Source organism: Bacillus cereus group sp. BfR-BA-01522 (assembly GCF_022662635.1).
Lineage (GTDB): Bacteria > Bacillota > Bacilli > Bacillales > Bacillaceae_G > Bacillus_A > Bacillus_A cytotoxicus.
The window spans coordinates 1-23,870 of record NZ_JAKUDY010000008.1 but is presented as its reverse complement, the minus strand read 5'-3'; the positions used below and the strand labels follow the sequence as shown (position 1 = coordinate 23,870).

The following is a 23,870-nucleotide window of genomic DNA, read 5'->3' as shown; positions in this document are numbered from 1 at the left end:
GTAATGAGTAAAAGATATTTAACAGCAGAAAGTGTATGTGCTGGACATCCTGACAAACTATGCGACATCATAGCAGATAGCATTTTGGAAGCTTGCTTACGTAAAGATAGGGCATCAAGGGTAGCTTGTGAGGTAATGGCAACTAAGGGGAAAATTATCGTGGCGGGGGGGATCTCCTGCAGCGAGAAAATCGACATCCGATACATTGTTAGAAATGTCCTAAAAGAGATTGGATACAATCCTCTAAAATTTTTGATTTATGTATATGTACATAATCAAAGTGTAGATATTGCGGCTGGTGTGAATAACGCGCTGGAAGCACGAAATGGTATAAACGAACAGTACGGTTCGATAGGTGCCGGAGACCAGGGCACTATGTACGGCTATGCTACAAAGGAAACAAGAGAAATGCTTCCCCTACCCCTTGTGCTATCCCACAGAATCGTAAAGAGACTGGATGATTGTCGCAAAGGAAAGCTGATCAAAGGGATTCTTCCCGATGGTAAAGCACAGGTAACGGTGGAATATGAAGATGACACTCCAGTGAGAATAAAGACGATCGTGATATCGGTACAGCATGATAAGAATAAAACACAGGAAGAAATTAAGGTAGATATCCTTAACAATGTCTTATGGCAATGCTTTGAGGATTTTCCTTTTGATGATGAAACAGAACTTCTCATCAATCCATCTGGTCAGTTTGTTCTTGGTGGTCCCGCTGCCGATACGGGTTTGACCGGTAGAAAAATCATGGTTGATACCTATGGAGGGCTTGCATCTCATGGAGGTGGTGCTCTTTGTGGTAAAGACCCAACAAAAGTTGACCGAAGCGGTGCTTACATGGCACGGTATATTGCCAAGCATATCGTTTGGTGTGGTTATGCCAAGAAATGTGAAGTTAGTATTTCCTATGCCATTGGTAAGGCAAACCCAGTAGCCTTTACTGTAAATACCCTTGGCACTGGCACTGTTTCTGATGAAATATTAACTCTTGCTGCCCAGGAGACTTTCAACTTAAGACCTGCGGCCATCATTGAAAAGCTACGTCTTAGAAATGTGATTTACTCTGACACAGCGGCTTATGGTCATTTTAATAGTTGTCTGTTCCCGTGGGAGGATGTAAATAAATACAGTGAATTTAGAAAGGCGGTGGAAAAGCATGTTGATAGAGAAGATTAAAACGAAACAACTCATCCCCGCTGAATATAACCCAAGGAAGGATTTAAAACCGGGTGATCCGGAATATGAGAAACTTAAACGCTCCCTTGAGGAGTTTGGATATGTAGAACCCGTTATATGGAATACGACCACAGGCAGAGTCATCGGAGGGCATCAGCGTTTAAAAGTTCTGCTGAGTATGGGTATAGATGAGATAGAATGCGTAGTTGTTGAAATGGACGAGCAAAAGGAAAAGGCTCTAAACATTGCACTAAATAAAATAAGTGGTGATTGGGATAAAGATAAACTGGCACTTCTCATTACAGACCTAAATGCTTCTGATTTTGATGTTTCTCTAACAGGATTTGACCCAGGAGAGTTGGAGGATCTTTTCAAAGATTCCCTTAAAGATAATATAAAAGAAGATGATTTCGATGTGGACAGCGAGCTGAAAAAGCCCGCTGTTTCGCATTTAGGGGATGTTTGGATACTTGGACAGCATCGATTAGTCTGCGGAGACAGTACAAAGAAAGACACCTTTGATGTCTTGATGGATGGGAAAGCTGCCAATCTAGTAGTTACGGACCCTCCATATAACGTCAACTATGAAGGCACTGCCGGAAAAATCAAAAATGACAATATGGCTAATGAAGCGTTCTATGATTTTCTGCTTGCGGCATTTCAGAACACCGAAGCAGTGATGGCAAAGGACGCTTCTATTTATGTATTCCATGCTGATACGGAAGGACTAAATTTTAGAAGAGCATTCTCCGATGCAGGATTTTATCTTTCCGGTACTTGTATATGGAAAAAGCAGTCCCTTGTTCTTGGACGCTCTCCTTACCAGTGGCAGCATGAACCGGTTCTTTTCGGTTGGAAAAAGAAAGGCAAGCATCTCTGGTATTCAGACCGTAAGCAGACCACCATCTGGGAGTTTGAGAAACCGAAGAAAAACAGCGACCACCCAACCATGAAACCCGTGGCACTTGTGGCATATCCCATTATGAACTCAAGCCTTAGTAACTGCATTGTGCTCGATCCCTTCGGTGGTTCAGGAAGTACACTGATTGCCTGTGAGCAAACAGATAGAATCTGTTACACCATTGAACTGGATGAAAAGTACTGTGATGTCATTGTAAAAAGGTATATAGAGCAAGTGGGAAATTCTGATGGTGTATTTCTATTAAGAGATGGTTCGAAATTCAGATATTGTGACCTGCCGGAGGTGAATGAGGATGAGTAAATTGACACTCGGTTCACTCTTTGATGGCAGTGGTGGTTTTCCTTTAGGTGGTTTGCTTTGTGGCATCGAACCGTTATGGGCATCTGAAATTGAGCCGTTTCCTATACGGGTTACGACCAAACGCATCCCTCAGATGAAGCATTATGGGGATATCAACAAATTGAATGGTGCGGAGCTTCCGCCTGTAGATATTATAACCTTTGGCTCTCCCTGCACGGATATGAGTGTGGCGGGTAAAAGAGCTGGTCTGGACGGAGAGCAATCCGTCCTTTTTTATGAAGCGATCCGAATTATTAAAGAAATGAGGTGTAAGACCAATGGACAATATCCAAGGTATGCAGTCTGGGAAAATGTCCCTGGCGCATTCTCATCGAATAAAGGAGAAGACTTCAAGGCAGTCCTCGAAACGGTCATCGGTGTCAAAGAACCGAATACCTCGGTGCCTTTACCTGAAAAAGGACGATGGCCTTACGCAGACATCTATATGGGAGCCGGATGGAGTGTGGCTTACCGAACTATCGATGCACAATATTTCGGAGTCCCCCAACGTCGTCGTAGAATCTACCTTGTCGCAGATTTTGCAGACAGATGTGCCGGAGAAATACTATTTGAGTCCGAAGGCATGCCAAGGAATTTTACGCCGAGCGGCAGCCCGTGGCAAAGAACTGCCGACAATGCTAAAAACTGCACTGGAAAAACAGGCGATAGCATAACTGGCATAAATGACCAAGGCGGAAGAGTGATGTCTGTTTCTAAAGATATTACTGCAACGCTTCGAGCAGAGGAACACGGGCATCAGCCTTGCGTAATGCAGTCAAGCGGGTTTTGTACCGAACACAGTGCCAAGAGTAGAAGTGTAGGATATGAGGAAGAACGCTCCCCTACCCTTAGAGCAGGTGTTGTTCCAGGTACAGTCATGTCCTTTGAACCGGGGGCTGCTTCTCGAGTTGGTGGTCATACAGATGAAGATTTAAGTGGATCACTTCGTGCAAGCATGGGAGATAATCAAACGGCTGTTGTAATAGAAAATCATCCAACTGATAGTCGAGTAAAACTCTCGGAGGATAATAAAGTACAGACGCTAACCTCTCGGATGGGAACTGGTGGAGGGAATGTCCCCCTTGTTATGAACACTCCTAAAACGTTAAAAATCCGCTCCGGCTCTGAAGGCGGTGGTAAGGGTGCATTGATACAAGATGATAAGTCTGCAACTCTTGGATGCAATAATGATCAAACCGTTTTTGTGCCTACCGCATATGGCATCTGCTCTGATAAAAGTAATTCCATGCAGTCTAGCAATCCACATAGCGGTATATATGAAGCGGATACATCTCGAACCATTGATGCCAATGGAGGAAATCCAGGATGTAATCAAGGTGGTATTGCAGTGGTTGCTCTGCAAGGCTCGATGATTGGAAGAGAGGATAAAAACGGCCCCCAAGGAAGCGGTATAGATGAAGATGTTTCTTTTACGCTTAATACCGCTGATCGTCACGCTGTTGCCTATGCCATGACTACCGGAGCCTATGCACAGGTTGAAGAAGATAAAGCACCTACTCTATTGTCGAGAGATTATAAGGATGCCCCTGTTGTGACTCAGCCTTCTTACGGTATTGATAGGGCGGCTTTTAATCAAGGAAGGAATGCTCTATATAAACCTACTGTAGATGAAGAACAGCAACCTACGCTCACAGCAAAAGGTCCTGGAGCAGTGGCACACCCAGCTTCATTTTATCCGCAGATGAAAGCTGAAAGTCAATGCTACAGACAGGACGGTACATCAAATACGATTATCAATGGCACCAATCCAGGCTATCAAAACGGATTGGTTGAGCCGGACTATATTGTTCGAAGGCTTACACCAACGGAATGTGCAAGATTGCAAGGTTTTCCCGATAATTGGTGCGATGATCTTGGTACGGAAAATCCTACAGAAGATGAAATCTCATTCTGGACGGAGGTTTGGGAAACTCACCGCAAAACTATAGGTAAAAGCAAAAGGCCAAAAACAAGAAATCAGATTATAAAATGGCTTAACAATCCTCATTCCGATGCAGCTGAATACAAAATGTGGGGTAATGGCGTAGCACTTCCATGCGTTTGTTTTGTGCTGACTGGCATTGTGTTATCTACACAAAATACCGCCGATTAATGAAACAGTATTTTCTACAGAAAGATGCTCTAAATGACTTGATAATAACAGCTTTTAGAGTGATATATGTACGTACCGAAAATAGAAAGGCGGTATGAAAATGCAGATTAACTATAATGTTACAGGACCAAAAAGAAAGGAACTAGTTAATGCGATCAGCCAAGAACTAAATGCCCCTGTAAAATATCTCGGAGCACCTACATTTGCATATGAGGTGGCAGACTACAATGTTAACAAAAACGGAGTTCTAAGCGGACCAGATAATAAGGAATTGGTCGATGATCTATTAGGACTTTACGACCTCAAAGCAATTTCAGAAGAATTTGACACACCACCTCCCAAAGCAGAAGCAAATGAAACGGAAGAATCTATCAATCTGATAATTCAAATGCCACGGGCAGATTTTACCGACACGGCACTCGAGAACCTAAAAGGATTGGTAGAGAGCAAAGCGGCTCTTATAAAGAAAGCACTTGATACGGATTCCATTCCCATCATTGTAAATGAGGAATTTGTAGCATTCCCTTGGTTTCAAGGTGAGTGCTCCTCAGAGGAGGTTAAGGCATACACCCATTTTGTCACGGCACTTTGCGAAATGGCGAAAAAACAGACCCGTGTCAACTCCACCGAGAAATCAGTAGAGAATGAAAAATACGCTTTCCGTTGCTTCCTTCTAAGGCTTGGTTTTATCGGTTCAGAATATAAGATGGAACGAAAGATTCTTCTATCCAAGCTTTCAGGTAGCTCCGCTTTCAAAAGCGGAACGGCCAAGCAGGAGGTGAGTGAACAATGAATAGCATTCACCCAGAAATGTTAAAGCAACTTAGAAGCTATTACACTCCAGGAACTCGTGTCATGCTACTTAAAATGAACGACCCCTATACCAAACTTCAGCCTGGAGCGAAAGGTACGGTTACTAGTGTTGATGACATAGGAACGATTCACGTCAGTTGGGATTCCGGTGGTTCCCTTGGAGTGGCCTTTGGTGAGGATTTATGCAAGAGAATCGAAGAGTAAACATGAATGAGATAATCAAAGAACAAATCCTTTCCATCCGAGAAAGTGGAGTCACAAATATGTTTGATGCAAACCGAGTCCAGTATGAAGCAAATGAACGAGGGTTTTATGAATTGGTAGTCTATTTAATAGACCATAAAACGGAATATGCTCATTTCATACTGACGGGGGAAGTGGATGAAAAGAAGTAAATAAAATTTAACTAGGATAAGGAGAAGGGCTTCATCTATAGGATTGAGGCTCTTTTCTTTTGTCCTTTTTCATAAAAGGGGCGGTGTTTATGCGGAAACTGAAGAAATATAAGCCGACCGCCTTTATAGCTGATGGGTCATATTACGATAAGGATGCTGCTGATTACGCTGTAGCTTTTATCGAAGCACTCTCCCATACGAAAGGTTTATGGGCAGGTAAGCCTTTTGAACTTATCGATTGGCAGGAGCAAATAATCCGTGATTTATTCGGAATTTTAAAGCCAGATGGATATCGGCAGTTTAACACTGCTTATGTAGAGATACCTAAAAAGATGGGAAAAAGCGAGCTTGCCGCAGCAATTGCGCTTCTCCTCACTTGCGGTGATGGTGAAGAACGGGCAGAGGTGTACGGTTGTGCCGCTGACCGCCAGCAGGCATCAATTGTATTTGAAGTAGCAGCCGATATGGTGCGGATGTGTCCAGCGCTGAATAAACGAGTAAAGTTGCTTGCTTCAACTAAGCGATTGGTGTACCTGCCGACCAACAGCTTCTATCAGGTATTGTCGGCTGAAGCCTACTCCAAACACGGCTTCAATATACATGGTGTTGTTTTTGATGAACTTCATACTCAGCCAAATCGGAAACTATTTGATGTTATGACGAAAGGATCTGGGGATGCAAGGACCCAACCGCTGTATTTTCTTATCACCACAGCGGGAACGGATACTCAAAGTATCTGCTACGAAACACACCAAAAAGCGGTTGATATTATTGAGGGCAGAAAATACGATCCTACCTTTTACCCCGTAATCTATGGTGCTAAAGAAGAGGATGATTGGACAGATCCAAAAGTGTGGAAGAAAGCAAATCCAAGCTTGGGAATTACGGTGGGGATTGACAAGGTAAGGGCAGCTTGTGAAAGTGCAAAGCAGAACCCAGCTGAGGAAAATAGCTTCCGGCAATTGCGCTTGAATCAATGGGTTAAACAGTCTGTCCGTTGGATGCCAATGGCAAAATGGGATGCCTGTGCATTTCCAGTTATTCCAGAAAGTCTTGAAGGGCGGGTATGTTATGGAGGTCTTGACCTATCTTCTACAACAGACATTACAGCCTTTGTGTTGGTGTTTCCACCGGAGGATGAAACAGATAAATACGTTGTTCTTCCGTATTTTTGGATGCCAGAGGACAACATTGACCTCCGAGTCCGAAGAGACCATGTGCAATACGATCTTTGGGAGAAGCAAGGGTATATTCTAACTACAGAAGGCAATGTAGTACATTACGGCTACATTGAGCGGTTTATTGAGGAACTTGGAGAAAAGTATAACATTCGAGAGATTGCTTTTGACCGTTGGGGAGCTGTTCAAATGGTTCAGAACCTTGAAGGATTAGGCTTTACTGTCGTTCCTTTCGGTCAAGGCTTTAAAGATATGTCACCACCAACCAAAGAACTGATGAAATTGACATTAGAAGAAAGAATAGCGCACGGTGGGCATCCAGTACTTCGTTGGATGATGGACAACATCTTTATAAAAACTGATCCGGCAGGCAACGTGAAGCCGGACAAGGAAAAAAGCACAGAAAAAATAGATGGGGCGGTAGCAACTATCATGGCACTTGATCGTGCTATACGCTGTGGCTCAGGTAATAGTGGAGATTCGGTGTATGACGAGAGAGGTTTGATTGTCTTTTGAACCTTAATGGTTAGCACAATGTTTATATTCGGAGGTGACGCCTATGAATCTAATAAAAGGACTGTTTCGGTCAAGGGACAAACCGCAAAACCGTGTGGGTAGTGCATTTTCCTTCCTGTTTGGTGGTACGTCATCTGGCAAAACAGTGAACGAGCGTACTGCAATGCAAGCAACAGCAGTGTATGCCTGCGTAAGGATACTAGCTGAAGCGATTGCAGGACTGCCACTCCATGTATATAGATATCGTTCTGATGGAGGTAAAGAAAAGATTCCTTTTCACCCGCTGTATTACCTTCTTCATGATGAACCAAATCCAGAGATGACTTCATTCGTGTTTCGAGAAACACTGATGAGTCATCTTTTGCTTTGGGGCAATGCCTATGCACAGGTGGTCAGAAACGGTCGTGGGCAGGCAGTTGCACTTTATCCCCTACTTCCTAACAAGATGGAAGTTAGTCGAGCAACAAACGGAGAGCTGGTCTATACCTACTATCGTGATACTGATGAAAGTGGCCTAAACCCAAAAGGTGGCTATGTCACACTCCGTAAAGATGAAGTTCTACACATACCTGGCTTAGGTTTTGATGGACTCATTGGCTATAGCCCAATCGCTATGGCGAAAAATGCAATCGGTATGTCACTTGCTACTGAAGAGTACGGTGCGGCATTCTTTGCCAATGGTGCTAATCCCGGAGGTGTGCTGGAACACCCAGGAGTAATCAAAGATATACAGAGGGTCAAGGATAGTTGGAATAGTGCCTACCAAGGCACAGGCAATGCTCACAAAATTGCTGTGTTGGAAGAGGGCATGAAGTTCCAAGCCATTGGTATCCCGCCTGAACAGGCACAATTCCTAGAAACACGGAAATTCCAAATTAATGAGATTGCGAGGATTTTCCGAGTACCGCCCCATATGGTGGGAGATTTAGAGAAATCCAGTTTCTCCAATATTGAGCAACAGTCTTTGGAGTTTGTAAAATACACCCTCGATCCTTGGGTGGTGCGATGGGAACAAAGTCTCCAGCAATCGCTTATTTTGCCTTCTGAGAAAACTTCACTGTTTATCAAGTTTAATTTGGACGGTCTGCTACGTGGTGATTACCAAAGTCGTATGAATGGCTACGCTACAGGTCGGCAAAATGGCTGGATGTCAGCCAACGATATCCGTGAACTGGAGGATATGAACCGCATACCAGCTGAGGAAGGCGGCGATTTATATCTGGTTAACGGAAATATGACAAAACTGGCTGACGCAGGCGCGTTTGCCAAAACCGAAGGAGGTCAGTAAATGAGGAAGTTCTGGAACTGGGTGCGAGATTCTGATGAAGAACGTACCCTCTATTTAAACGGAGTGATATCCGAAGAAACGTGGTGGGGCGATGAGGTTACACCTAAGATTTTTAAAGATGAATTGCTGGCAGGCACCGGCGATATTACGGTGTGGATTAATTCCCCTGGCGGGGATGTGTTTGCAGCAGCCCAGATTTATAACATGCTGATGGAGTATACCGGAAAAGTCACTGTAAAGATTGATGGGCTTGCGGCAAGTGCGGCTTCCGTTATTGCAATGGCGGGTGGAGATGTATATATGTCCCCAGTTTCCATGCTAATGATTCATAACCCATCAACGATTGCGATCGGTGACAGTGAGGAAATGCTTCGAGCAAAGGCTCTATTAGATGAGGTCAAGGAAAGTATTATTAATGCCTATGAGTTAAAAACGGGTCTTTCCCGAACAAAACTCTCCCATCTGATGGATGCAGAATCATGGATGAATGCAAATAAGGCTATTGAACTTGGTTTTGCAGATAAGATCATGTTCATGGAAAGTGAAACACCAGATTTGACAGATAGTCTTATTTTTAGCAGGATGGCGGTTACTAACTCGCTTATCAACAAACTTCCAAAACAACCAAAACAGAAAACAGGTACACCCATTGAGTCGCTCGATAAGCGGCTTTCTTTAATTTCGCACTAATTTAAAGGAGGAAATAACGATGAGTAAAATTCTTGAATTGCGTGAGAAACGCGCTAAAGCATGGGACGCAGCAAAGGCATTCCTTGATTCAAAACGTGGCGGCGATGGACTGTTATCCGCTGAGGACACGACAACCTATGAAAAAATGGAAGCCGATGTGGTGGCTCTTGGTAAGGAAATTGAGCGTTTAGAACGTCAAGCATCTATCGACTTGGAACTGTCGAAAGCAACCAGTAACCCAATTACGAACGAACCTACTAGAACTGGAGAGGAAAAGACTGGTCGCGCAAGTGCTGAATACAAAAAAGCTTTCTGGAATGCGATGCGTGACAATGTCAGCTATGAAGTAAGGAACGCTTTAAAGATTGGCACTGATTCCGAAGGCGGATTCCTCGTGCCAGATGAGTTTGAGCATACGCTTGTAGAAGCCCTAGAGGAAGAAAATATCTTCCGTAGGTTGGCCAATGTAATCACTACATCTTCTGGTGACCGCAAGATTCCTGTTGTTGCAAGCAAAGGCACTGCAAGTTGGATCGATGAAGAGGGAGCTATACCAGAGAGTGATGACAGCTTCGGTCAAGTATCGATTGGTGCTTATAAACTAGCAACGATGATCAAAGTCTCTGAGGAACTGCTAAATGATTCCGTGTTTAATCTCGAAAGCTACATCACAAGAGAATTTGCCCGTCGCATTGGTAACAAGGAGGAGGAAGCCTTCTTTATAGGTGACGGTACAGGAAAGCCAACAGGAATTCTGAATGCTACTGGTGGCGGTCAAGTTGGTGTTACTGCGGCAAGTGCCACTGCCATTACTTTGGATGAGGTATTAGATTTATTCTACAGTTTAAAAGCACCGTATCGAAATAAGGCAGTATTCGTAATGAATGATGCCACTATAAAAGCTATCCGTAAATTAAAAGACGGTAATGGTCAGTACCTATGGCAACCTTCTGTCCAAGCGGGGACACCTGATACGATTCTTAACCGTCCGCTGTACACCTCATCATATGTACCTACTATTGAAGCAGGTGCAAAGACTATGGTATTCGGTGATTTTAGTTATTACTGGGTGGCAGACCGTCAAGGACGCGTATTCAAACGATTAAATGAACTCTATGCTGTTACAGGTCAAGTAGGATTTATTGCGACTCAGCGAGTTGATGGAAAGCTTATCTTACCGGAGGCCGTTAAGGTACTCCAACAGAAAGCGTAACGGGGGTGCTTTATGAGTTATAACACGAAGAATTATACCGAACAAGGCGGAGAAAAAACTGTCATCGGAGGTGTTTTAGAAATTAAAGAAGGGGCCTCGGTTATGGGGCTTCCTGTTGCTGAAAACCAGGCAGACAGCACCGCCACCGATGTTGCTGGTCTAGTTACGGACTTCAATGCTCTGCTTGCCAAACTAAAGGCAGCGGGGCTTATGGAGACGGACTAAGGTGGAATGTAAAGGGGGTTGGTGGTATGGCAGTGGCAGACAATCTTTTGCCTAAAGTTAAGGCAAACTTAATTTTGGCGCATGACCAAGATGATGCCCTCCTTATTGGATTTATCACTGCGGCAGTCTCATATGCACAGAGCTATCAGCATGTTCCTGAAAACTATTATGAAACCCATGCCATGCCTCCAACAACAGAACAGGCAGTGATTATGTTATCGAGCCATTTCTATGAAAGCAGGGATGGCTCGACGGCAGGTTTCTTTGCTGATAGTGTACAGGCGGGGCAACAAGTATGGAATACAGTGAACTTGCTTTTACGACTTGATAGAGAGTGGGGTGTTTAGCATGAGCTTTGGGAAGATGAACACCTTTATCGATATCATTTGCACGATACCCACAAAGGATAAGGAAGGCTTCGCCACAAAAGATGACAACATACTCGCAAGTGTACTTGCTTACAAGGAAGATCGGCATGGCAGTGAGCGATGGACGAATATGGCATCATTTTCATCTGCAACTTCCCTATTCAGGTTTAGAAAAATCTTCGGACTTAAGGTGACCAATGAAATGGTTATCGTCTGCGATGATGGCAGATATCAAATTTTAAGTGTTGAGGATGTAAGAAATCGAGGTATGTATGTCGAGGTTTTAGCCGAAAAGCTAGAACCAACTGTGAGGTGATGGATATGGCAAAAGCGAATATAAAGATGCCAGAAGAATTCCTTTTAAAGGTATCCCGATTAGCTGACCAGACCGATGTGATTCTTCCTAAGGTTTTGGAAGTTGGCGGTGAAGTGGTGCTGGATAAAGTCAAGGGAAATCTAAGTAAGGTGGTAGGCAATGGCACGAAATATCCATCTAAAAGTACGGGCGAGCTGCTATCTTCATTAGGACTCTCGAGTGCAAAGCAGGATAGAAACGGTAACTTCAATGTAAAAGTTGGCTTTGCTGAGCCGCGATCTGACGGTGAGAGCAATGCTAAACTTGCCAGCATCATCGAATATGGCAAACATGGTCAGCCTGCAAAACCCTTCCTAAAGCCTGCGAGGAATACATCCAGGAAACCTTGCATCAACGCAATGGTCGCCAAGCTGGAGGAGGAGATCGAGAAAATATGAATATTTTAGAGGAATTGAATACCCTTGTTTCCACTATACCGCTTCCCGTGGAAACCGGGGTTTTTTCAGGTTTGGCACCAGATGAGTATGTCGTGATTCTCCCTCTTTCGGATATTTTTGAAGTTCATGCGGATAACCGTCCAGGCTTTGATGTGCAGGAAGCGAGGATATCACTGTTCTCTAAAAATAACTATCTAAGGCGGAAAAGACAGCTCACAACTTCTTTAATAAATGCAGAGTTTACTGTGACCGAACGAAGATATATCGGTCACGAGGATGATACTGGATATCATCATTACGCCATCGATGTGGCTAAAAACTATAGATTGGAGGAATAACACATGGCAACGATCGGTCTTGATAGACTGTACTATTCAAAAATAACCGAGGACGCTAACGGTGAGGAAACTTATGCCCAACCTTCTGTACTTGCAAAAGCCATCACTGCTGAACTCTCGGTAGAACTGGTGGAAGCAATTCTGTATGCTGACGACGGAGCGGCTGAGGTTGTGAAAGATTTTAACAGTGGTACTCTCACTCTCGGTGTAGACGACATTGGTCCGACAGTCGCAGCGGATTTAACTGGTGCTTCTACAGATGATAACGGAGTATTAATCTCAGCCAGTGAAAACGTGGGTACACCCGTTGCAGTTGGGTTTCGTGCGCAAAGGGCTAATGGAACATACCGCTATTTTTGGTTGTATCGCGTTAAGTTTGGACTACCAGCAACCAACTTGCAGACAAAGGCTGATTCCATTACCTTTTCTACACCCACCATTGAGGGAACCGTTATGCGTAGAAATAAGCTGGATGGATTGGGCAAGCACCCATGGAAAGCGGAAGTTACAGAAGGTGATCCTGGTGTTTCATCGACCACCATAACAGGTTGGTTCACAGAGGTCTATGAACCTGTATATACACCTGAACCATAGGAGGGGAAATCATGGATAATGATAGAAGTGCCTCAATCAACATAGGTGACAAAGAGTATGAACTGGTTTTAACTACACGTGCAACAAAGGCCATTGCGGGTCGTTACGGTGGTCTTGAAAACCTTGGAGAAAAGCTGATGAAATCAGAAAACTTCGAGATGGCACTGGACGAGATTGTTTGGCTAATTACATTGCTTGCAAACCAGTCCATTTTGATTCGTAATCTTAAGAATAAGAACGCACCAGAAGAATTGCTTACAGAGGAAGAAGTGGAGCTTCTTACTTCACCGCTTGACTTAGCGGCATATAAAACTGCAATTACCGAGGCAATGTTCAAAGGTACAAAGAGAAATGTGGAAAGTGAGGAGGAAACTCCAAAAAACGTGGAAGTCGGGTAACGGACGCTGAGGTCTTTACCCGGCTTCTTTATTATGGAACAGTCCAGATGGGCATGGAGGCAGAGGAATTCTGGCTTCTGCCAATTGGACTGTTTTTTGATTTATGGGCTTGCCATAAGCAGTGGCATGGCATTGAAAAGCCAAAGAAAACTCAGACCATTGACGATATTATCCCACTAGGCATATAGGAGGAGGTGAAGGTATGGCGGATAATTTTGGATTAAAAATAGGTGTCGAGGGTGAGCGAGAATTTAAGAAGGCACTCTCCGAAATCAATCAATCATTTAAGGTACTAGGTAGTGAAATGGCCCTTGTAACCAGTCAATTTGATAAAAACGATAAATCCATTCAATCGATTACGGCTCGAAATGCCGTTTTAAATAAAGAAATTGACGCACAGAAAGAAAAGATTTCTACCCTTAAGGCTGCCCTTGATAATGCCTCCTCCTCTTTCGGTGAAAATGACCGTCGTACCCAAAACTGGCAGATACAATTAAATAGGGCTCAGGCAGAACTGAACCTTATGGAACGTGAACTTGAGGAGTCTACAATTGAAGCGGATAATCTCGGTGAAGAGTTAGAGGATTCAGGTAAAAGTGCAGAGGATGCTGGTGGCAGGTTTGAAAAGCTTGGCGGTGTACTCAAGGGAATTGGTGTGGCGATGGGTGCGGTTGCCGTTGCCGCTGGAGCCGCGGCTATTAAGTTAGGTAAAGAGGTAGTTACTCAGTTCGGAGAATTAGAACAAAACCTAGGTGGATCGGAGGCGGTTTTTGGAGCATATGCTGCATCGATTCAGAAAACTGGTGAGGAAGCCTATAAAAATCTAGGTGTTTCCCAAAGTGAGTACCTTGCAACTGCCAACAAAATGGGCGCGTTATTCCAAGGTTCTGGTATACAGCAACAGAGAAGTCTTGAGCTAACTGAAAAGGCCATGCAACGTGCGGCAGACATGGCATCTGTTATGGGTATTGATATGTCCTCGGCATTGGAGGCAGTCACTGGGGCGGCAAAGGGTAACTTTGATATGATGGATAACTTAGGTGTTGCGATGAACGCTACAAACATCGAAGCCTATGCTCTCGCAAAGGGTCTGGATTTCACTTGGAATACTGCAACACAAGCGGAAAAAGCCGAAGTAGCAATGCAAATGTTCTTTGAGAACACAGAGCAGTATGCAGGTAACTTTGCAAAAGAATCAACAGAGACAATCTCCGGTTCTATTGGGTTACTACAGGCCGCACTTGGTTCATTTACAGCTGGACTCGGTAATGCCAATGCTGATATGACGAATCTGACTGAGAATCTTGTTGATGCTTTCGAGGCGGTTGTCACTAATATTGTACCGGTTTTAGAAAATATCGTAGCCGCATTACCAACAGCGACGGGCGCAATATTAGCAGCGGTTGCAGACTTGCTTCCAATGCTTCTTGAATTAGTTACAAATATATTCGCGCAAGTACTGGAAACAATTTTGAGCCTTTTACCCGAACTTATTCCAGCTGCGGTAAGTGCTCTAATGACGATTGTCGGTGCATTAATTGATAACCTTCCACTGCTGATAAATGCAGCAATTGAATTAGTAACAGCACTTGTGGAGGGAATCGGCATAGCGTTACCACAACTCATCCCTGCGGCAGTTTCTGCAGTTATGCAGATTGTCCAAGGATTGATGGATAACCTACCACTCATTTTGGATGCCGCTTTGCAGTTGATTATAGGGTTAGCACAGGGATTGGTAGAGGCAATACCTCAGCTTACTTCTGCCTTACCGGTCATCATCAAAGCAATAGTGGATTTTATCATTGCATCTATTCCACAGATTATTGATGCGGGTATTCAATTATTGACCTCACTGGTCACAGCTTTGCCTACCATTATTACAGCAGTTGTGGAAGCAATTCCGCAAATTATCGATAGTATCATCAGTGCTGTTATTGGGTCGATTCCTTTGATTATTGATGCAGGTATCCGGCTTCTAATATCACTCATACAGGCATTGCCACAGATTATTACTACTGTTGTAGGTGCTATTCCCAAGATTGTTAGCTCGCTGGTCAATGCCATTATTGGTAACATCGATAAGATTATCTTAGCGGGTGTACAACTGTTTGTGGCACTGATTGCAAATCTGCCAAGGATAATCGTGGAGATCGTAAAAGCCGTACCGCAGATTATCTCTGGACTGGTTAGGGCCTTTACTGGCTATATCGGTCAAATGGCACAAGTGGGCGGCAATTTGATTAAAGGGCTGTGGAAGGGTATATCAGACGCAGGTGCATGGTTATGGGGTAAAATATCCGGGTTTTTCGGAAATGTTGTTTCAAGGATTAAAGACTTTTTCGGTATCCGCTCCCCTTCAACTCTATTTGCTGGAATTGGCCACAACATGGGTGAAGGTATCGGTGTAGGTTTTGAGGATGCAATGACAGCAGTTTCAAGGGATATGCAAAATGCAGTACCAACCAGCTTTGATTTTAATTACAGAGGTGTATCTGGACAAGGTAATGCCACGGGTTCAAGTATCACTCAAAATATTTCAGTTGTGACACCTAAAGCTCTATCAGAAAAAGAATTAGCACGGGAGTTTAAGAACCTATCCCGTAAACTGGCACTTGAATTGTAAAGGAGGTACGGAAATGGAGCTAACATACACCAATAGAGATGGAGAGAGTATTACGCTTAAGCAAAGCCGACCGTACTTTCTTACGAAGGTAGACGGTACTGGAAATATTCGTCAAACCGTCAACACTTTCAAGGCGCCGGATCAGGATGGCGCTTTTTATATTTCCTCCACACTAGATATGCGAAACATAACGATTGAAGGTACGGTTGTTGCTGATACTCCCGATGAAGCCTTTAAAAGGAGACAACGATTCCTTCAAATATTCAGCCCAAAGCTACTAGGGACCCTTCAATACCGTGACCGACAGATATCCTGCGTGGTGGAGGAGGCAGGTTTTAGTGTTTCTAATCGGCAACGAATACCAAACTTCTTTGTCAGTCTACTCTGCCCATCCCCTTTCTTCGAGACATTAAATGAGGTGCGAGAGGAACTGGCATCATGGATACCGCTATTTGAGTTTGAATTGGAAATTCCTATGAGTGGGATGGAGTTCGGAATGCGTCAACCTAGCCAAATCATTACAGTGGAAAATATCGGGGATGTATCTTGTGGATGTGAGATTGTATTCCGAGCCTTAGGTACTGTGTCGAACCCTGAACTATTAAACATAGACACGGGAGAATATATCCGACTTCTCACTACAATGAGCGCTGGGGATGAACTTCGCGTATACACCCACTTCGCTGGTAAGCGTGTGGTCCAGATTAATGGGTCAACGATTACAAATGCTTTTTCACTGTTGGATACCAATTCGGTGTTCTTTCAACTCGCGGCAGGTCTTAATACACTACGATACGATGCTTCAGTCAATATGGAACTCCTAGAGGTTAGTATTTACTTTCGTCCGCAGTTTTTGGGGGTGTGAAGATGGAACTGTATATCTACAATTCAAACCGAGAGCTTGTGGGCATTGTGGAGTCCTTTGAGTACTTACGCTGGACGAGACGCTATTCCCAGTGCGGCTCATTTGAGTTAAAAGCGATTGCAACTACGGAAAATACAGAGCTATTAAAGGAAGGAAATATCATCTGGAAAAATGATGATGAGGAAGTCGGGATCATCGAACATCTGGAACTTTCTCAAACCGAGCATGAAATTATTACTGCAAGTGGTCGGTTTGCAACTTCCTTCCTCTCCCGCCGCATTGTTTGGCAAACGGAGAAATTGTCTGGTGATATTTCTACTTGTGTAGAGCAACTTTTAAATAATAATCTTATCAATCCTTCTGATGTAGCAAGGAAGATTGCGAACATATCCTTTTCTGCTCCAAACTTTAATGTTCCTATCAGCACACAGGTATCGTATCGAAATTTGATGGATGCTGTGACGGAACTATGTGTTGCATCGGATGTTGGCATTAAGACTGTGTTCACTCCTACTACAGGGGTTTTTACCGTAGCGTTATATATGGGAACGGAATCACAAGCTGTATTTTCTAAGGAATATGAAAACCTTACAGAACAGATTTATACAATAAGTGCTGGAGATTATGCCAACACCGCCCTTGTTGGTGGTGAAGGAGAAGGTCCAGACAGAACTTTTGTTACAATTACAAGTGGCTCTGGTGAGACAAGGCACGAAATTTTTGTGGATGCTAAGGACTTACGGGCAGAAGACTTTGGTTTAGATTACATTGATACATTAATCTTTCGAGGTCAAAGTAAGCTGAGTGAGCAAGCCATACGCTATTCATTTGATACATCGGTCAATCCACACGGTAATTTGTCATATAAGATAGACTTCGATCTTGGGCAGACCGTCAAAGTTATTTCCAAAGCATGGGGTGTATCCATGACGACACGTATCACCGAAGTTGAAGAAACTTATGACGCAGATGGCCGGAGTATCAGTGTAGTATTCGGAAAAGCTGAATTGACAATAGCCCAAAAATTACACTCCGACTTGAGCGAGGTGAAAACAGCAATATCGGCTCCAACTGGCATATCTGAAATTGCACAGGCTTTAGGAGCAGTGGAGGATACGCTAGTAGCAGTTGAGGAAACCTTAGGCGACTTGACGGAGGTAGATTCAAAGATTCAAGGAGACAACGTAGCATCTACTATCAACAATCTGTATGGAAAACTACCTGCGCTCGAAATCAATGTTGGCGGAGGAACTATATCGATTGGACAATATGCGTTGTATTATATGAAACCTGGAGATGCCTTTTATTTCACCTCATGGAGTGGCAATAAGTTTAGTGACCAGCCAAGTGACGACGGCCATGTCTTTTTGATAAAACATAGCGGGGACAATACGGGAAATGGATATCAGCGGGCAATGGGTTTCTTTATTTCTCGCAATACGCTGACTTTCTATGTGATTTCTGTTTTCGTATTTAATAACCCTTCTGGACAAGCAAACTGGCTTAATATCAATAATGAACCTGTAACTACTGCAAGAATTGCCAATGGAGCAGTTACAGGTTTAAAAATTGCAGACCGTACAATTACAGCTACTAAAATGGTTTCTTCTTTTAGCGACTATTCAACTACAGAACAAAACACAGGGCGGCTCTGGATAGATGGCAAGACGATTTATCGTAAAGAGATAAATCTCGGTTCGCTTACGGATACAACACCAAAACATGTACCTCATGGTATAGCAAACCTCAGCACTGTTGTCAGTTTAACCGGTTTTGTCACGAATGGGAGTGTTTTCTTGCCACTGCCCCTTGCTCGTTACAACAACTTTGCATCTCAAATCGGACTCTTCGTGAATATGACCGACATTGTAGTCGAACCAGGCAATGATAGAACTGCATATACAGGCTATGTAGTTATAGAGTACACAAAAACCGTTTAGTAAGGAGGGAATAGTTTATGGAGAAAAGTGGATTTTTCAACTCATCTGATGGAGATAGAATCTATGACGCAACAGATTTCGCTGCATATTTTGGAAGCCTTGTCTCGAATGGTGTATTTTATTCTACACCAACAAACCTTCTGGTGTCTCCAGGGATTGGGTTGGTAGTGAGCATAGCAGCGGGCAGTGCGTGGATTAATGGTTATCGATATGAAAATACGGATGTTTTAAACAAACCACTTTCTACAGCAGACGGAAGCAATCCTCGCATAGACCGGGTTGTGGTTCGCTTAAGTCAAATTACGAGGAGCATTCAGCTTGCCATTGTCACGGGTACTCCCGCAGCAACACCCATAGCTCCAGAGTTGACAAGAACAAGCGATGTCTATGAACTTGGCATCGCTGATGTTTTAGTACCTTCGGCTGCCACATCGATTTCAGCAAATAACATTATAGATACCCGATTGAATACTAGCCTTTGTGGGCTGGTAAACTCGCTAGTTTCGGCTGTTTATGAATAGGAGGAGGTGAATGTAAGTGGCGGATATTAATGGCATCACTCTGCAGGCGGGTTCTAGCCCGACCGTCCATTACACAATTACTTATACCAAAAGCCGTCTAAATAATAGTCAGATGAGATACAATTTCACCATATCCGCTGCGTTGGGTTCATCAGGTTCCTTTATCCGTAGTGGTTATGCATTGCTTTGCACTATGACTGTAAATGGATCTTCTTCACAGGTACGTATTAAAGCGGCGGATGGAGATAACTGGGAAGGGACCACACCAAGGCTCAGATATGTTTCGGTAACCTGCGCTTCTACTACAGGTAATGCAACCCAGCCAGTCACATTCAAAGTGGTATCTGATGGACGATTGCCATTATCCTCTGGTGTAATTACCAATTCAAGCTATACGGTACTAAGTGCTCCATTGCTTACTACAGCTTGTGGAGCCCCAACATCTTGTACTGTTTCTCCAACACTTGCGGAAAGGAATGTGACTCTTTCTTGGAGCGGTGCTTCTGGAGGCATCAATAATACGATTTCCAGTTATGAGATTCAATATAGTGATTCCGCCGATAATGTCACATGGGGAGCATGGACTGCTCTGACAACGGTGACCACCACAGCGACAAGTGGTAGTGTATCCGTTGCACCGCCTCCTACCCGAGGTAATTATCGTAGATTTCAGGTACGAACCCGTGGTACAGCAGGTGCTAGTTATTACTCTAGCTGGAAAGTATCCACAAACAGCATCCGCAGAAATACGGTGCCAAAGCCAGCGACGACTGCTGTTGCCTCCCCGGCTGCATATAGCGATGAGACTATCACGCTTAATTGGAGCGGAGCATCTAACGGTACCAGTCCAATTAAGGGATATCAAATTGCCAGTCGCACATCTACGGATAATAGTACTTGGAGTGCGTGGAATGTGTTGACCACGTTGACACTGGCGGCAAGCGGAGGGAGCTATAACCCAATAGTTTCAAGGACTCCAGGAACATATACTCAATTTGGTATTTGGACAATTGATACATTGGATGTTTATTCAATAGAAAAAGTCAGCAATAGTATCTATTGTAATGTCACAGCTTGTGCAGCACCGACCCTTTGCACGGTAAGTGCAACATTATCTGAAGGAAATGTCACTCTTTCTTGGAGCGGAGCATCTGGCGGTGCAGGTAACCCTATCACTTCCTATGAAATACAGTACAGTGATTCACATGATAACATCAATTGGGGTGCCTGGCTGGCATTGGCTATAGTCAATACTTCTGCAACAAGCAGTATTTTAAATGTCAGTCCACCTGCTACACGTGGCCATTATCGTCGGTTTCGAATAAGAACTCGTGGTACGGCTGGTGAGGATTATTACTCAGACTGGACTATTTCCAGCAATACTGTTCGTAAAAACATACTGCCCATACCACCGACTATTTTTGCCGCAAACCCTCCTATATATGAAGCTAATACAATAAATCTTTCATGGAGTGGGACGGTACCTGGAACCAGTGCGATTAAGCAGTATGTCATACAACAGTCTACATCGACAGATGGTGTGAATTGGTCGGCATACGTAGCACTGACGACTATTATTTCAAGCAATACCTCAGGTAGCCTTCAGGTAAATGCTTCACAAATAGCTGGTCGGTATACCCGTTATCGAATCAGTGTTACAGATGCACTTGATGCAGTTTCTGCCTTTGTAGTTAGCAACATGGTAAAGAAAAACAGCCCACCTGCATCACCAGTAGTGGACTGTCCAATGTCTGGCAATTTTACTTATAACTCTACACCACGTTTTATGATTACAACAGGGATTGAACCAGATGGACAAACACAAATAGTGGAGGTAAGGATTGACTCTGGTCCATGGCAAAATAGCGTGGACAATCCTGAGCGGTTTTCTGTAAGCGGCTATCTTGGTAATGGTGTCAAGACGATTTACCAAGCAGAACCTCTTTCTGTAGGAAATCATACCGTTACTTTTCGTTGCCTTGACAGTGATATCGAGTCAGCAAGCACAGAAGTTGTTCGTACCTTCACGATTTTAGCATTACCTTTTGAAATCATCACCGCTAATGTGACACATGTAAAGGCAGCGCATATTAAGACGTTTCGAACTGCTATAAACAGGGTACGTAGCTATTACAATATGTCCCCTGCAACTTGGAAAGAGGAGATCATCGCAAGAAAGACCACTGTTAAGAATTGGCCATTCCATATCGTTGAAATGCGTAAAGCTATAGATGCGATTATTATGATGATTAATAGTTTCGATTCTTCCCATGCATTCGATACACCATCTGTCACATGGCTACCTATTGGTACAGGAAGACCTAGGGCAGATGTGATGCAACAAATTCATGACCTAATAAAAATAATGTAAAAATAAAATTCAGCGCTCTTGTCATTTGCAGGGGCGCTTTTCTATATGGAAATACACGAAACGGAGGTGTCTTTAATGAAAGAAATTTGGAATTGGATACAGCTGGCTATTGCCGCAGTCGGTGGATTTCTTGGGTGGTTTCTCGGCGGTTATGACGGATTTCTCTATGCACTGGTAGCTTTTGTGATCATTGACTACCTGACAGGTGTCTTTTGTGCAATTGCAAACAAAAAACTGTGTAGCGAAATCGGTGCTAAGGGGATTTTCAAAAAGGTACTCATCTTTATAATGGTAGGCATCGCTCATATTATCGATACACAAATTTTGGTTAGTATTGGAGAAAATAGTGGCATTTTACGAACTGCAGTAATCTTTTTCTACCTAAGTAATGAAGGAGTATCCATTTTGGAGAATGCTGGACATATTGGACTGCCTATCCCAGAAAACCTAAAATCGGTTCTACAGCAACTACATGGACGTGATAAGGAACCGCCTAAGCCTGGTGATGGAAGATGATTGAATTAATATTTGATTAGAGGTGATTTTAATGAAGTTACGCAAACTAATACTTACGAACAATGCCTGCTATAAAGCGGGTAAAACCATAACGCCAAAGGGTATTATGGTTCACTCGACTGGTGCAAACAACCCATGGTTGAAGCGCTACGTTGGCCCAGACGATGGCTTGCTAGGAAAGAACCAGTATAACAACCATTGGAATCAAGACAAACCTGGAGGGCGTGAAGTCTGTGTCCATGCCTTCATTGGTAAATTAACAGATGGTTCCATTGCTACCTATCAAACATTACCTTGGAATCACCGAGGTTGGCATGCTGGCGGAGCTGCGAACAATACTCATATTGGATTTGAAATTTGCGAGGACGGATTGACCGATGCCTCGTATTTTTCTGCTGTTTACAAGGAAGCTGTGGAGCTTTGTGTACATCTTTGCAAACTCTATGGATTTAGCGAAAAAGATATCATCTGTCACAGCGAAGGTTATAAACGAGGCATTGCCAGTAACCATGGGGATGTGATTCACTGGTTCCCTAAACATGGGAAGAGTATGGACACCTTTCGAGCGGATGTGAAGAAATTACTAATCACAGAAAATAAGCCAGCAGAACCAGTGAAAAAGAAATATTACCGTGTGCAGATCGGTGCATATTCGGATAAAGCAAATGCTGAGGCACAGCTTGCCAAGGCTAAAAAGGCAGGCTTTACGGATGCATTTATTAAGTATGATTAACAAATTGAGCGAGTTAAAAATCATCGAGATTCCTAAATAAAATATTAAACTATTAATTTATCTAGCCTGCGGGGGTTCTTCCCTTGCAGGCTCTTTTTTTATGCCTTGATTTAATTAAATTCTACAAATCCTCAACTTCGACCTGTTCCCACGGCTATTAGGTAGGAGGTGATTCCTAGTGAATCAGCACGAGGATAAAAAAGTTACGAAGATCTCGGATGAGGTTATAGACAAAAGCACCACCGCACTTAAGAGAGTGTCACAGGAACAGTTACAACGTGAGTTTGATTATATCCAGGCAGAAAAGTTGCTGAGAAAGATGCTCGAAAAAGGCTTAATAACTGAAGTGGAATTTAACAAGATAGACGCATTAAACCGCCAAACTTTCTCCCCTTTTTTAGCTGAGATAATGCCCTGAAATCGTTGATATATAAGGGTTTCAGAGGTAATATGTGACCTACCAAGAAGGAGGTGAGAGGATGAAAAGGATAACGAAAATAGAAGGAAATACGGCCAATTCTTTTATTAAGCCCAAAATACGAGTAGTCGCCTACTGCCGAGTTTCTACAGATAGTGATGAACAACTTGTCAGCTTGCAAGCACAAAAGACCTATTATGAAACCTACATAAAGGCGAATCCAGAATGGGAATATGCAGGCCTATATTATGACGAGGGAATCAGCGGCACGAGAAAGGAAAACCGCTCTGACCTACTTAGAATGTTATCAGACTGTGAAACTGGGAGAATTGACTTAATTATTACAAAGTCCATCAGCCGATTTGCGAGAAATACTACAGACTGCTTGGAGATGGTTCGAAAACTGATAGACCTTGGGGTTCATATCTATTTTGAGAAGGAAAACATCAATTTGAAATCATCACCGCTAATGTGACACATGTAAAGGCAGCGCATATTAAGACGTTTCGAACTGCTATAAACAGGGTACGTAGCTATTACAATATGTCCCCTGCAACTTGG

Annotated in this window: 25 protein-coding genes and 1 pseudogene; all 26 read left to right on the top strand. The window is 43.4% G+C overall.

Features of this window, described 5'->3' with window-relative positions; translation table 11 throughout:
• The first annotated feature begins 3 nt into the window (after positions 1-3).
• A complete protein-coding gene (gene metK, locus MR059_RS13060; protein ID WP_242161850.1) occupies positions 4-1,179 on the top strand; it encodes a methionine adenosyltransferase in 1,176 nt (391 codons plus the stop codon).
• Positions 1,160-2,401: a site-specific DNA-methyltransferase gene (locus tag MR059_RS13055; RefSeq protein ID WP_242161849.1), complete on the top strand. Its 1,242-nt coding sequence runs from the start codon at positions 1,160-1,162 to the stop codon at positions 2,399-2,401. The genes metK and MR059_RS13055 overlap by 20 nt, the downstream gene beginning before the upstream one ends.
• Complete coding sequence (locus tag MR059_RS13050) at positions 2,394-4,553, top strand: DNA cytosine methyltransferase (RefSeq protein ID WP_242161848.1); 2,160 nt, start codon at positions 2,394-2,396, stop codon at positions 4,551-4,553. The genes MR059_RS13055 and MR059_RS13050 overlap by 8 nt, the downstream gene beginning before the upstream one ends.
• Before the next feature lie 100 nt (positions 4,554-4,653).
• Positions 4,654-5,346, top strand: coding sequence for a virulence protein (locus MR059_RS13045; protein WP_242161847.1), 693 nt, complete (start codon positions 4,654-4,656; stop codon positions 5,344-5,346).
• On the top strand, positions 5,343-5,570 hold the full coding sequence (locus MR059_RS13040) for a DUF4314 domain-containing protein (protein ID WP_242161846.1): 228 nt from the start codon (positions 5,343-5,345) through the stop codon (positions 5,568-5,570). Before MR059_RS13045 ends, MR059_RS13040 begins: the two co-directional genes overlap by 4 nt.
• A 2-nt stretch (positions 5,571-5,572) precedes the next feature.
• A complete protein-coding gene (locus MR059_RS13035; protein ID WP_015926203.1) occupies positions 5,573-5,761 on the top strand; it encodes a DUF5049 domain-containing protein in 189 nt (62 codons plus the stop codon).
• An 89-nt stretch (positions 5,762-5,850) separates the two neighbouring features.
• A complete protein-coding gene (locus MR059_RS13030) occupies positions 5,851-7,455 on the top strand; it encodes a terminase large subunit (protein ID WP_242161845.1) in 1,605 nt (534 codons plus the stop codon).
• Between the two features lie 43 nt (positions 7,456-7,498).
• Positions 7,499-8,743 carry a phage portal protein gene (locus MR059_RS13025; protein WP_015926201.1) on the top strand — a complete coding sequence of 415 codons (1,245 nt, stop codon included), beginning with the start codon at positions 7,499-7,501 and terminating at the stop codon, positions 8,741-8,743.
• Entirely contained in the window at positions 8,744-9,433 is a 690-nt protein-coding gene (locus MR059_RS13020; protein ID WP_242161844.1) for a head maturation protease, ClpP-related, read from the top strand.
• Between the two features lie 19 nt (positions 9,434-9,452).
• Positions 9,453-10,646: a phage major capsid protein gene (locus MR059_RS13015; protein WP_242161843.1), complete on the top strand. Its 1,194-nt coding sequence runs from the start codon at positions 9,453-9,455 to the stop codon at positions 10,644-10,646.
• A 12-nt stretch (positions 10,647-10,658) separates the two neighbouring features.
• Positions 10,659-10,871, top strand: coding sequence for a head fiber protein (locus tag MR059_RS13010; RefSeq protein WP_242161842.1), 213 nt, complete (start codon positions 10,659-10,661; stop codon positions 10,869-10,871).
• Between the two features lie 26 nt (positions 10,872-10,897).
• Positions 10,898-11,218, top strand: a complete 321-nt coding sequence (locus tag MR059_RS13005) for a head-tail connector protein (protein WP_000257312.1) — start codon at positions 10,898-10,900, stop codon at positions 11,216-11,218.
• 1 nt (position 11,219) lies between these two features.
• The gene (locus tag MR059_RS13000; protein ID WP_019155112.1) at positions 11,220-11,555 is read left to right on the top strand and encodes a head-tail adaptor protein; all 336 of its coding nucleotides are present in this window, start codon (positions 11,220-11,222) and stop codon (positions 11,553-11,555) included.
• A gap of 5 nt (positions 11,556-11,560) precedes the next feature.
• Positions 11,561-11,992, top strand: a complete 432-nt coding sequence (locus MR059_RS12995; RefSeq protein WP_242161841.1) for an HK97-gp10 family putative phage morphogenesis protein — start codon at positions 11,561-11,563, stop codon at positions 11,990-11,992.
• Positions 11,989-12,330, top strand: a complete 342-nt coding sequence (locus MR059_RS12990; RefSeq protein WP_039236509.1) for a hypothetical protein — start codon at positions 11,989-11,991, stop codon at positions 12,328-12,330. Before MR059_RS12995 ends, MR059_RS12990 begins: the two co-directional genes overlap by 4 nt.
• A 3-nt stretch (positions 12,331-12,333) precedes the next feature.
• Positions 12,334-12,924: a major tail protein gene (locus MR059_RS12985; RefSeq protein WP_018664396.1), complete on the top strand. Its 591-nt coding sequence runs from the start codon at positions 12,334-12,336 to the stop codon at positions 12,922-12,924.
• Between the two features lie 11 nt (positions 12,925-12,935).
• Complete coding sequence (locus MR059_RS12980; protein WP_019155108.1) at positions 12,936-13,322, top strand: hypothetical protein; 387 nt, start codon at positions 12,936-12,938, stop codon at positions 13,320-13,322.
• A 202-nt stretch (positions 13,323-13,524) separates the two neighbouring features.
• Complete coding sequence (locus tag MR059_RS12975) at positions 13,525-15,945, top strand: phage tail protein (RefSeq protein ID WP_242161840.1); 2,421 nt, start codon at positions 13,525-13,527, stop codon at positions 15,943-15,945.
• A gap of 13 nt (positions 15,946-15,958) precedes the next feature.
• Complete coding sequence (locus MR059_RS12970; RefSeq protein ID WP_040303594.1) at positions 15,959-16,810, top strand: phage tail family protein; 852 nt, start codon at positions 15,959-15,961, stop codon at positions 16,808-16,810.
• A 2-nt stretch (positions 16,811-16,812) separates the two neighbouring features.
• Positions 16,813-18,750: a siphovirus ReqiPepy6 Gp37-like family protein gene (locus MR059_RS12965; RefSeq protein ID WP_242161839.1), complete on the top strand. Its 1,938-nt coding sequence runs from the start codon at positions 16,813-16,815 to the stop codon at positions 18,748-18,750.
• A 17-nt stretch (positions 18,751-18,767) separates the two neighbouring features.
• Positions 18,768-19,271, top strand: coding sequence for a hypothetical protein (locus MR059_RS12960; protein ID WP_018664403.1), 504 nt, complete (start codon positions 18,768-18,770; stop codon positions 19,269-19,271).
• A gap of 16 nt (positions 19,272-19,287) precedes the next feature.
• A complete protein-coding gene (locus tag MR059_RS12955; protein ID WP_242161838.1) occupies positions 19,288-21,642 on the top strand; it encodes a hypothetical protein in 2,355 nt (784 codons plus the stop codon).
• Positions 21,643-21,717: 75 nt separating this feature from the next.
• Complete coding sequence (locus tag MR059_RS12950; protein ID WP_242161837.1) at positions 21,718-22,158, top strand: phage holin family protein; 441 nt, start codon at positions 21,718-21,720, stop codon at positions 22,156-22,158.
• Positions 22,159-22,189: 31 nt separating this feature from the next.
• The gene (locus MR059_RS12945) at positions 22,190-22,891 is read left to right on the top strand and encodes an N-acetylmuramoyl-L-alanine amidase (protein WP_242161836.1); all 702 of its coding nucleotides are present in this window, start codon (positions 22,190-22,192) and stop codon (positions 22,889-22,891) included.
• 178 nt (positions 22,892-23,069) lie between these two features.
• Complete coding sequence (locus tag MR059_RS12940) at positions 23,070-23,309, top strand: SHOCT domain-containing protein (protein ID WP_079421704.1); 240 nt, start codon at positions 23,070-23,072, stop codon at positions 23,307-23,309.
• Positions 23,310-23,370: 61 nt separating this feature from the next.
• Positions 23,371-23,769, top strand: a pseudogene (locus MR059_RS12935) (recombinase family protein); the annotation flags it as partial.
• Between the last annotated feature and the right edge of the window lie 101 nt (positions 23,770-23,870).

What these genes read in the sequence shown, in the direction of transcription:
- metK (WP_242161850.1), top strand. Translation starts at nt 4, where the DNA reads ATGAGTAAAAGATATTTAACAGCAGAAAGTGTATGTGCTGGACATCCT.
- MR059_RS13055 (WP_242161849.1), top strand. Translation starts at nt 1,160, where the DNA reads ATGTTGATAGAGAAGATTAAAACGAAACAACTCATCCCCGCTGAATAT.
- MR059_RS13050 (WP_242161848.1), top strand. Translation starts at nt 2,394, where the DNA reads ATGAGTAAATTGACACTCGGTTCACTCTTTGATGGCAGTGGTGGTTTT.
- MR059_RS13045 (WP_242161847.1), top strand. Translation starts at nt 4,654, where the DNA reads ATGCAGATTAACTATAATGTTACAGGACCAAAAAGAAAGGAACTAGTT.
- MR059_RS13040 (WP_242161846.1), top strand. Translation starts at nt 5,343, where the DNA reads ATGAATAGCATTCACCCAGAAATGTTAAAGCAACTTAGAAGCTATTAC.
- MR059_RS13035 (WP_015926203.1), top strand. Translation starts at nt 5,573, where the DNA reads ATGAATGAGATAATCAAAGAACAAATCCTTTCCATCCGAGAAAGTGGA.
- MR059_RS13030 (WP_242161845.1), top strand. Translation starts at nt 5,851, where the DNA reads ATGCGGAAACTGAAGAAATATAAGCCGACCGCCTTTATAGCTGATGGG.
- MR059_RS13025 (WP_015926201.1), top strand. Translation starts at nt 7,499, where the DNA reads ATGAATCTAATAAAAGGACTGTTTCGGTCAAGGGACAAACCGCAAAAC.
- MR059_RS13020 (WP_242161844.1), top strand. Translation starts at nt 8,744, where the DNA reads ATGAGGAAGTTCTGGAACTGGGTGCGAGATTCTGATGAAGAACGTACC.
- MR059_RS13015 (WP_242161843.1), top strand. Translation starts at nt 9,453, where the DNA reads ATGAGTAAAATTCTTGAATTGCGTGAGAAACGCGCTAAAGCATGGGAC.
- MR059_RS13010 (WP_242161842.1), top strand. Translation starts at nt 10,659, where the DNA reads ATGAGTTATAACACGAAGAATTATACCGAACAAGGCGGAGAAAAAACT.
- MR059_RS13005 (WP_000257312.1), top strand. Translation starts at nt 10,898, where the DNA reads ATGGCAGTGGCAGACAATCTTTTGCCTAAAGTTAAGGCAAACTTAATT.
- MR059_RS13000 (WP_019155112.1), top strand. Translation starts at nt 11,220, where the DNA reads ATGAGCTTTGGGAAGATGAACACCTTTATCGATATCATTTGCACGATA.
- MR059_RS12995 (WP_242161841.1), top strand. Translation starts at nt 11,561, where the DNA reads ATGGCAAAAGCGAATATAAAGATGCCAGAAGAATTCCTTTTAAAGGTA.
- MR059_RS12990 (WP_039236509.1), top strand. Translation starts at nt 11,989, where the DNA reads ATGAATATTTTAGAGGAATTGAATACCCTTGTTTCCACTATACCGCTT.
- MR059_RS12985 (WP_018664396.1), top strand. Translation starts at nt 12,334, where the DNA reads ATGGCAACGATCGGTCTTGATAGACTGTACTATTCAAAAATAACCGAG.
- MR059_RS12980 (WP_019155108.1), top strand. Translation starts at nt 12,936, where the DNA reads ATGGATAATGATAGAAGTGCCTCAATCAACATAGGTGACAAAGAGTAT.
- MR059_RS12975 (WP_242161840.1), top strand. Translation starts at nt 13,525, where the DNA reads ATGGCGGATAATTTTGGATTAAAAATAGGTGTCGAGGGTGAGCGAGAA.
- MR059_RS12970 (WP_040303594.1), top strand. Translation starts at nt 15,959, where the DNA reads ATGGAGCTAACATACACCAATAGAGATGGAGAGAGTATTACGCTTAAG.
- MR059_RS12965 (WP_242161839.1), top strand. Translation starts at nt 16,813, where the DNA reads ATGGAACTGTATATCTACAATTCAAACCGAGAGCTTGTGGGCATTGTG.
- MR059_RS12960 (WP_018664403.1), top strand. Translation starts at nt 18,768, where the DNA reads ATGGAGAAAAGTGGATTTTTCAACTCATCTGATGGAGATAGAATCTAT.
- MR059_RS12950 (WP_242161837.1), top strand. Translation starts at nt 21,718, where the DNA reads ATGAAAGAAATTTGGAATTGGATACAGCTGGCTATTGCCGCAGTCGGT.
- MR059_RS12945 (WP_242161836.1), top strand. Translation starts at nt 22,190, where the DNA reads ATGAAGTTACGCAAACTAATACTTACGAACAATGCCTGCTATAAAGCG.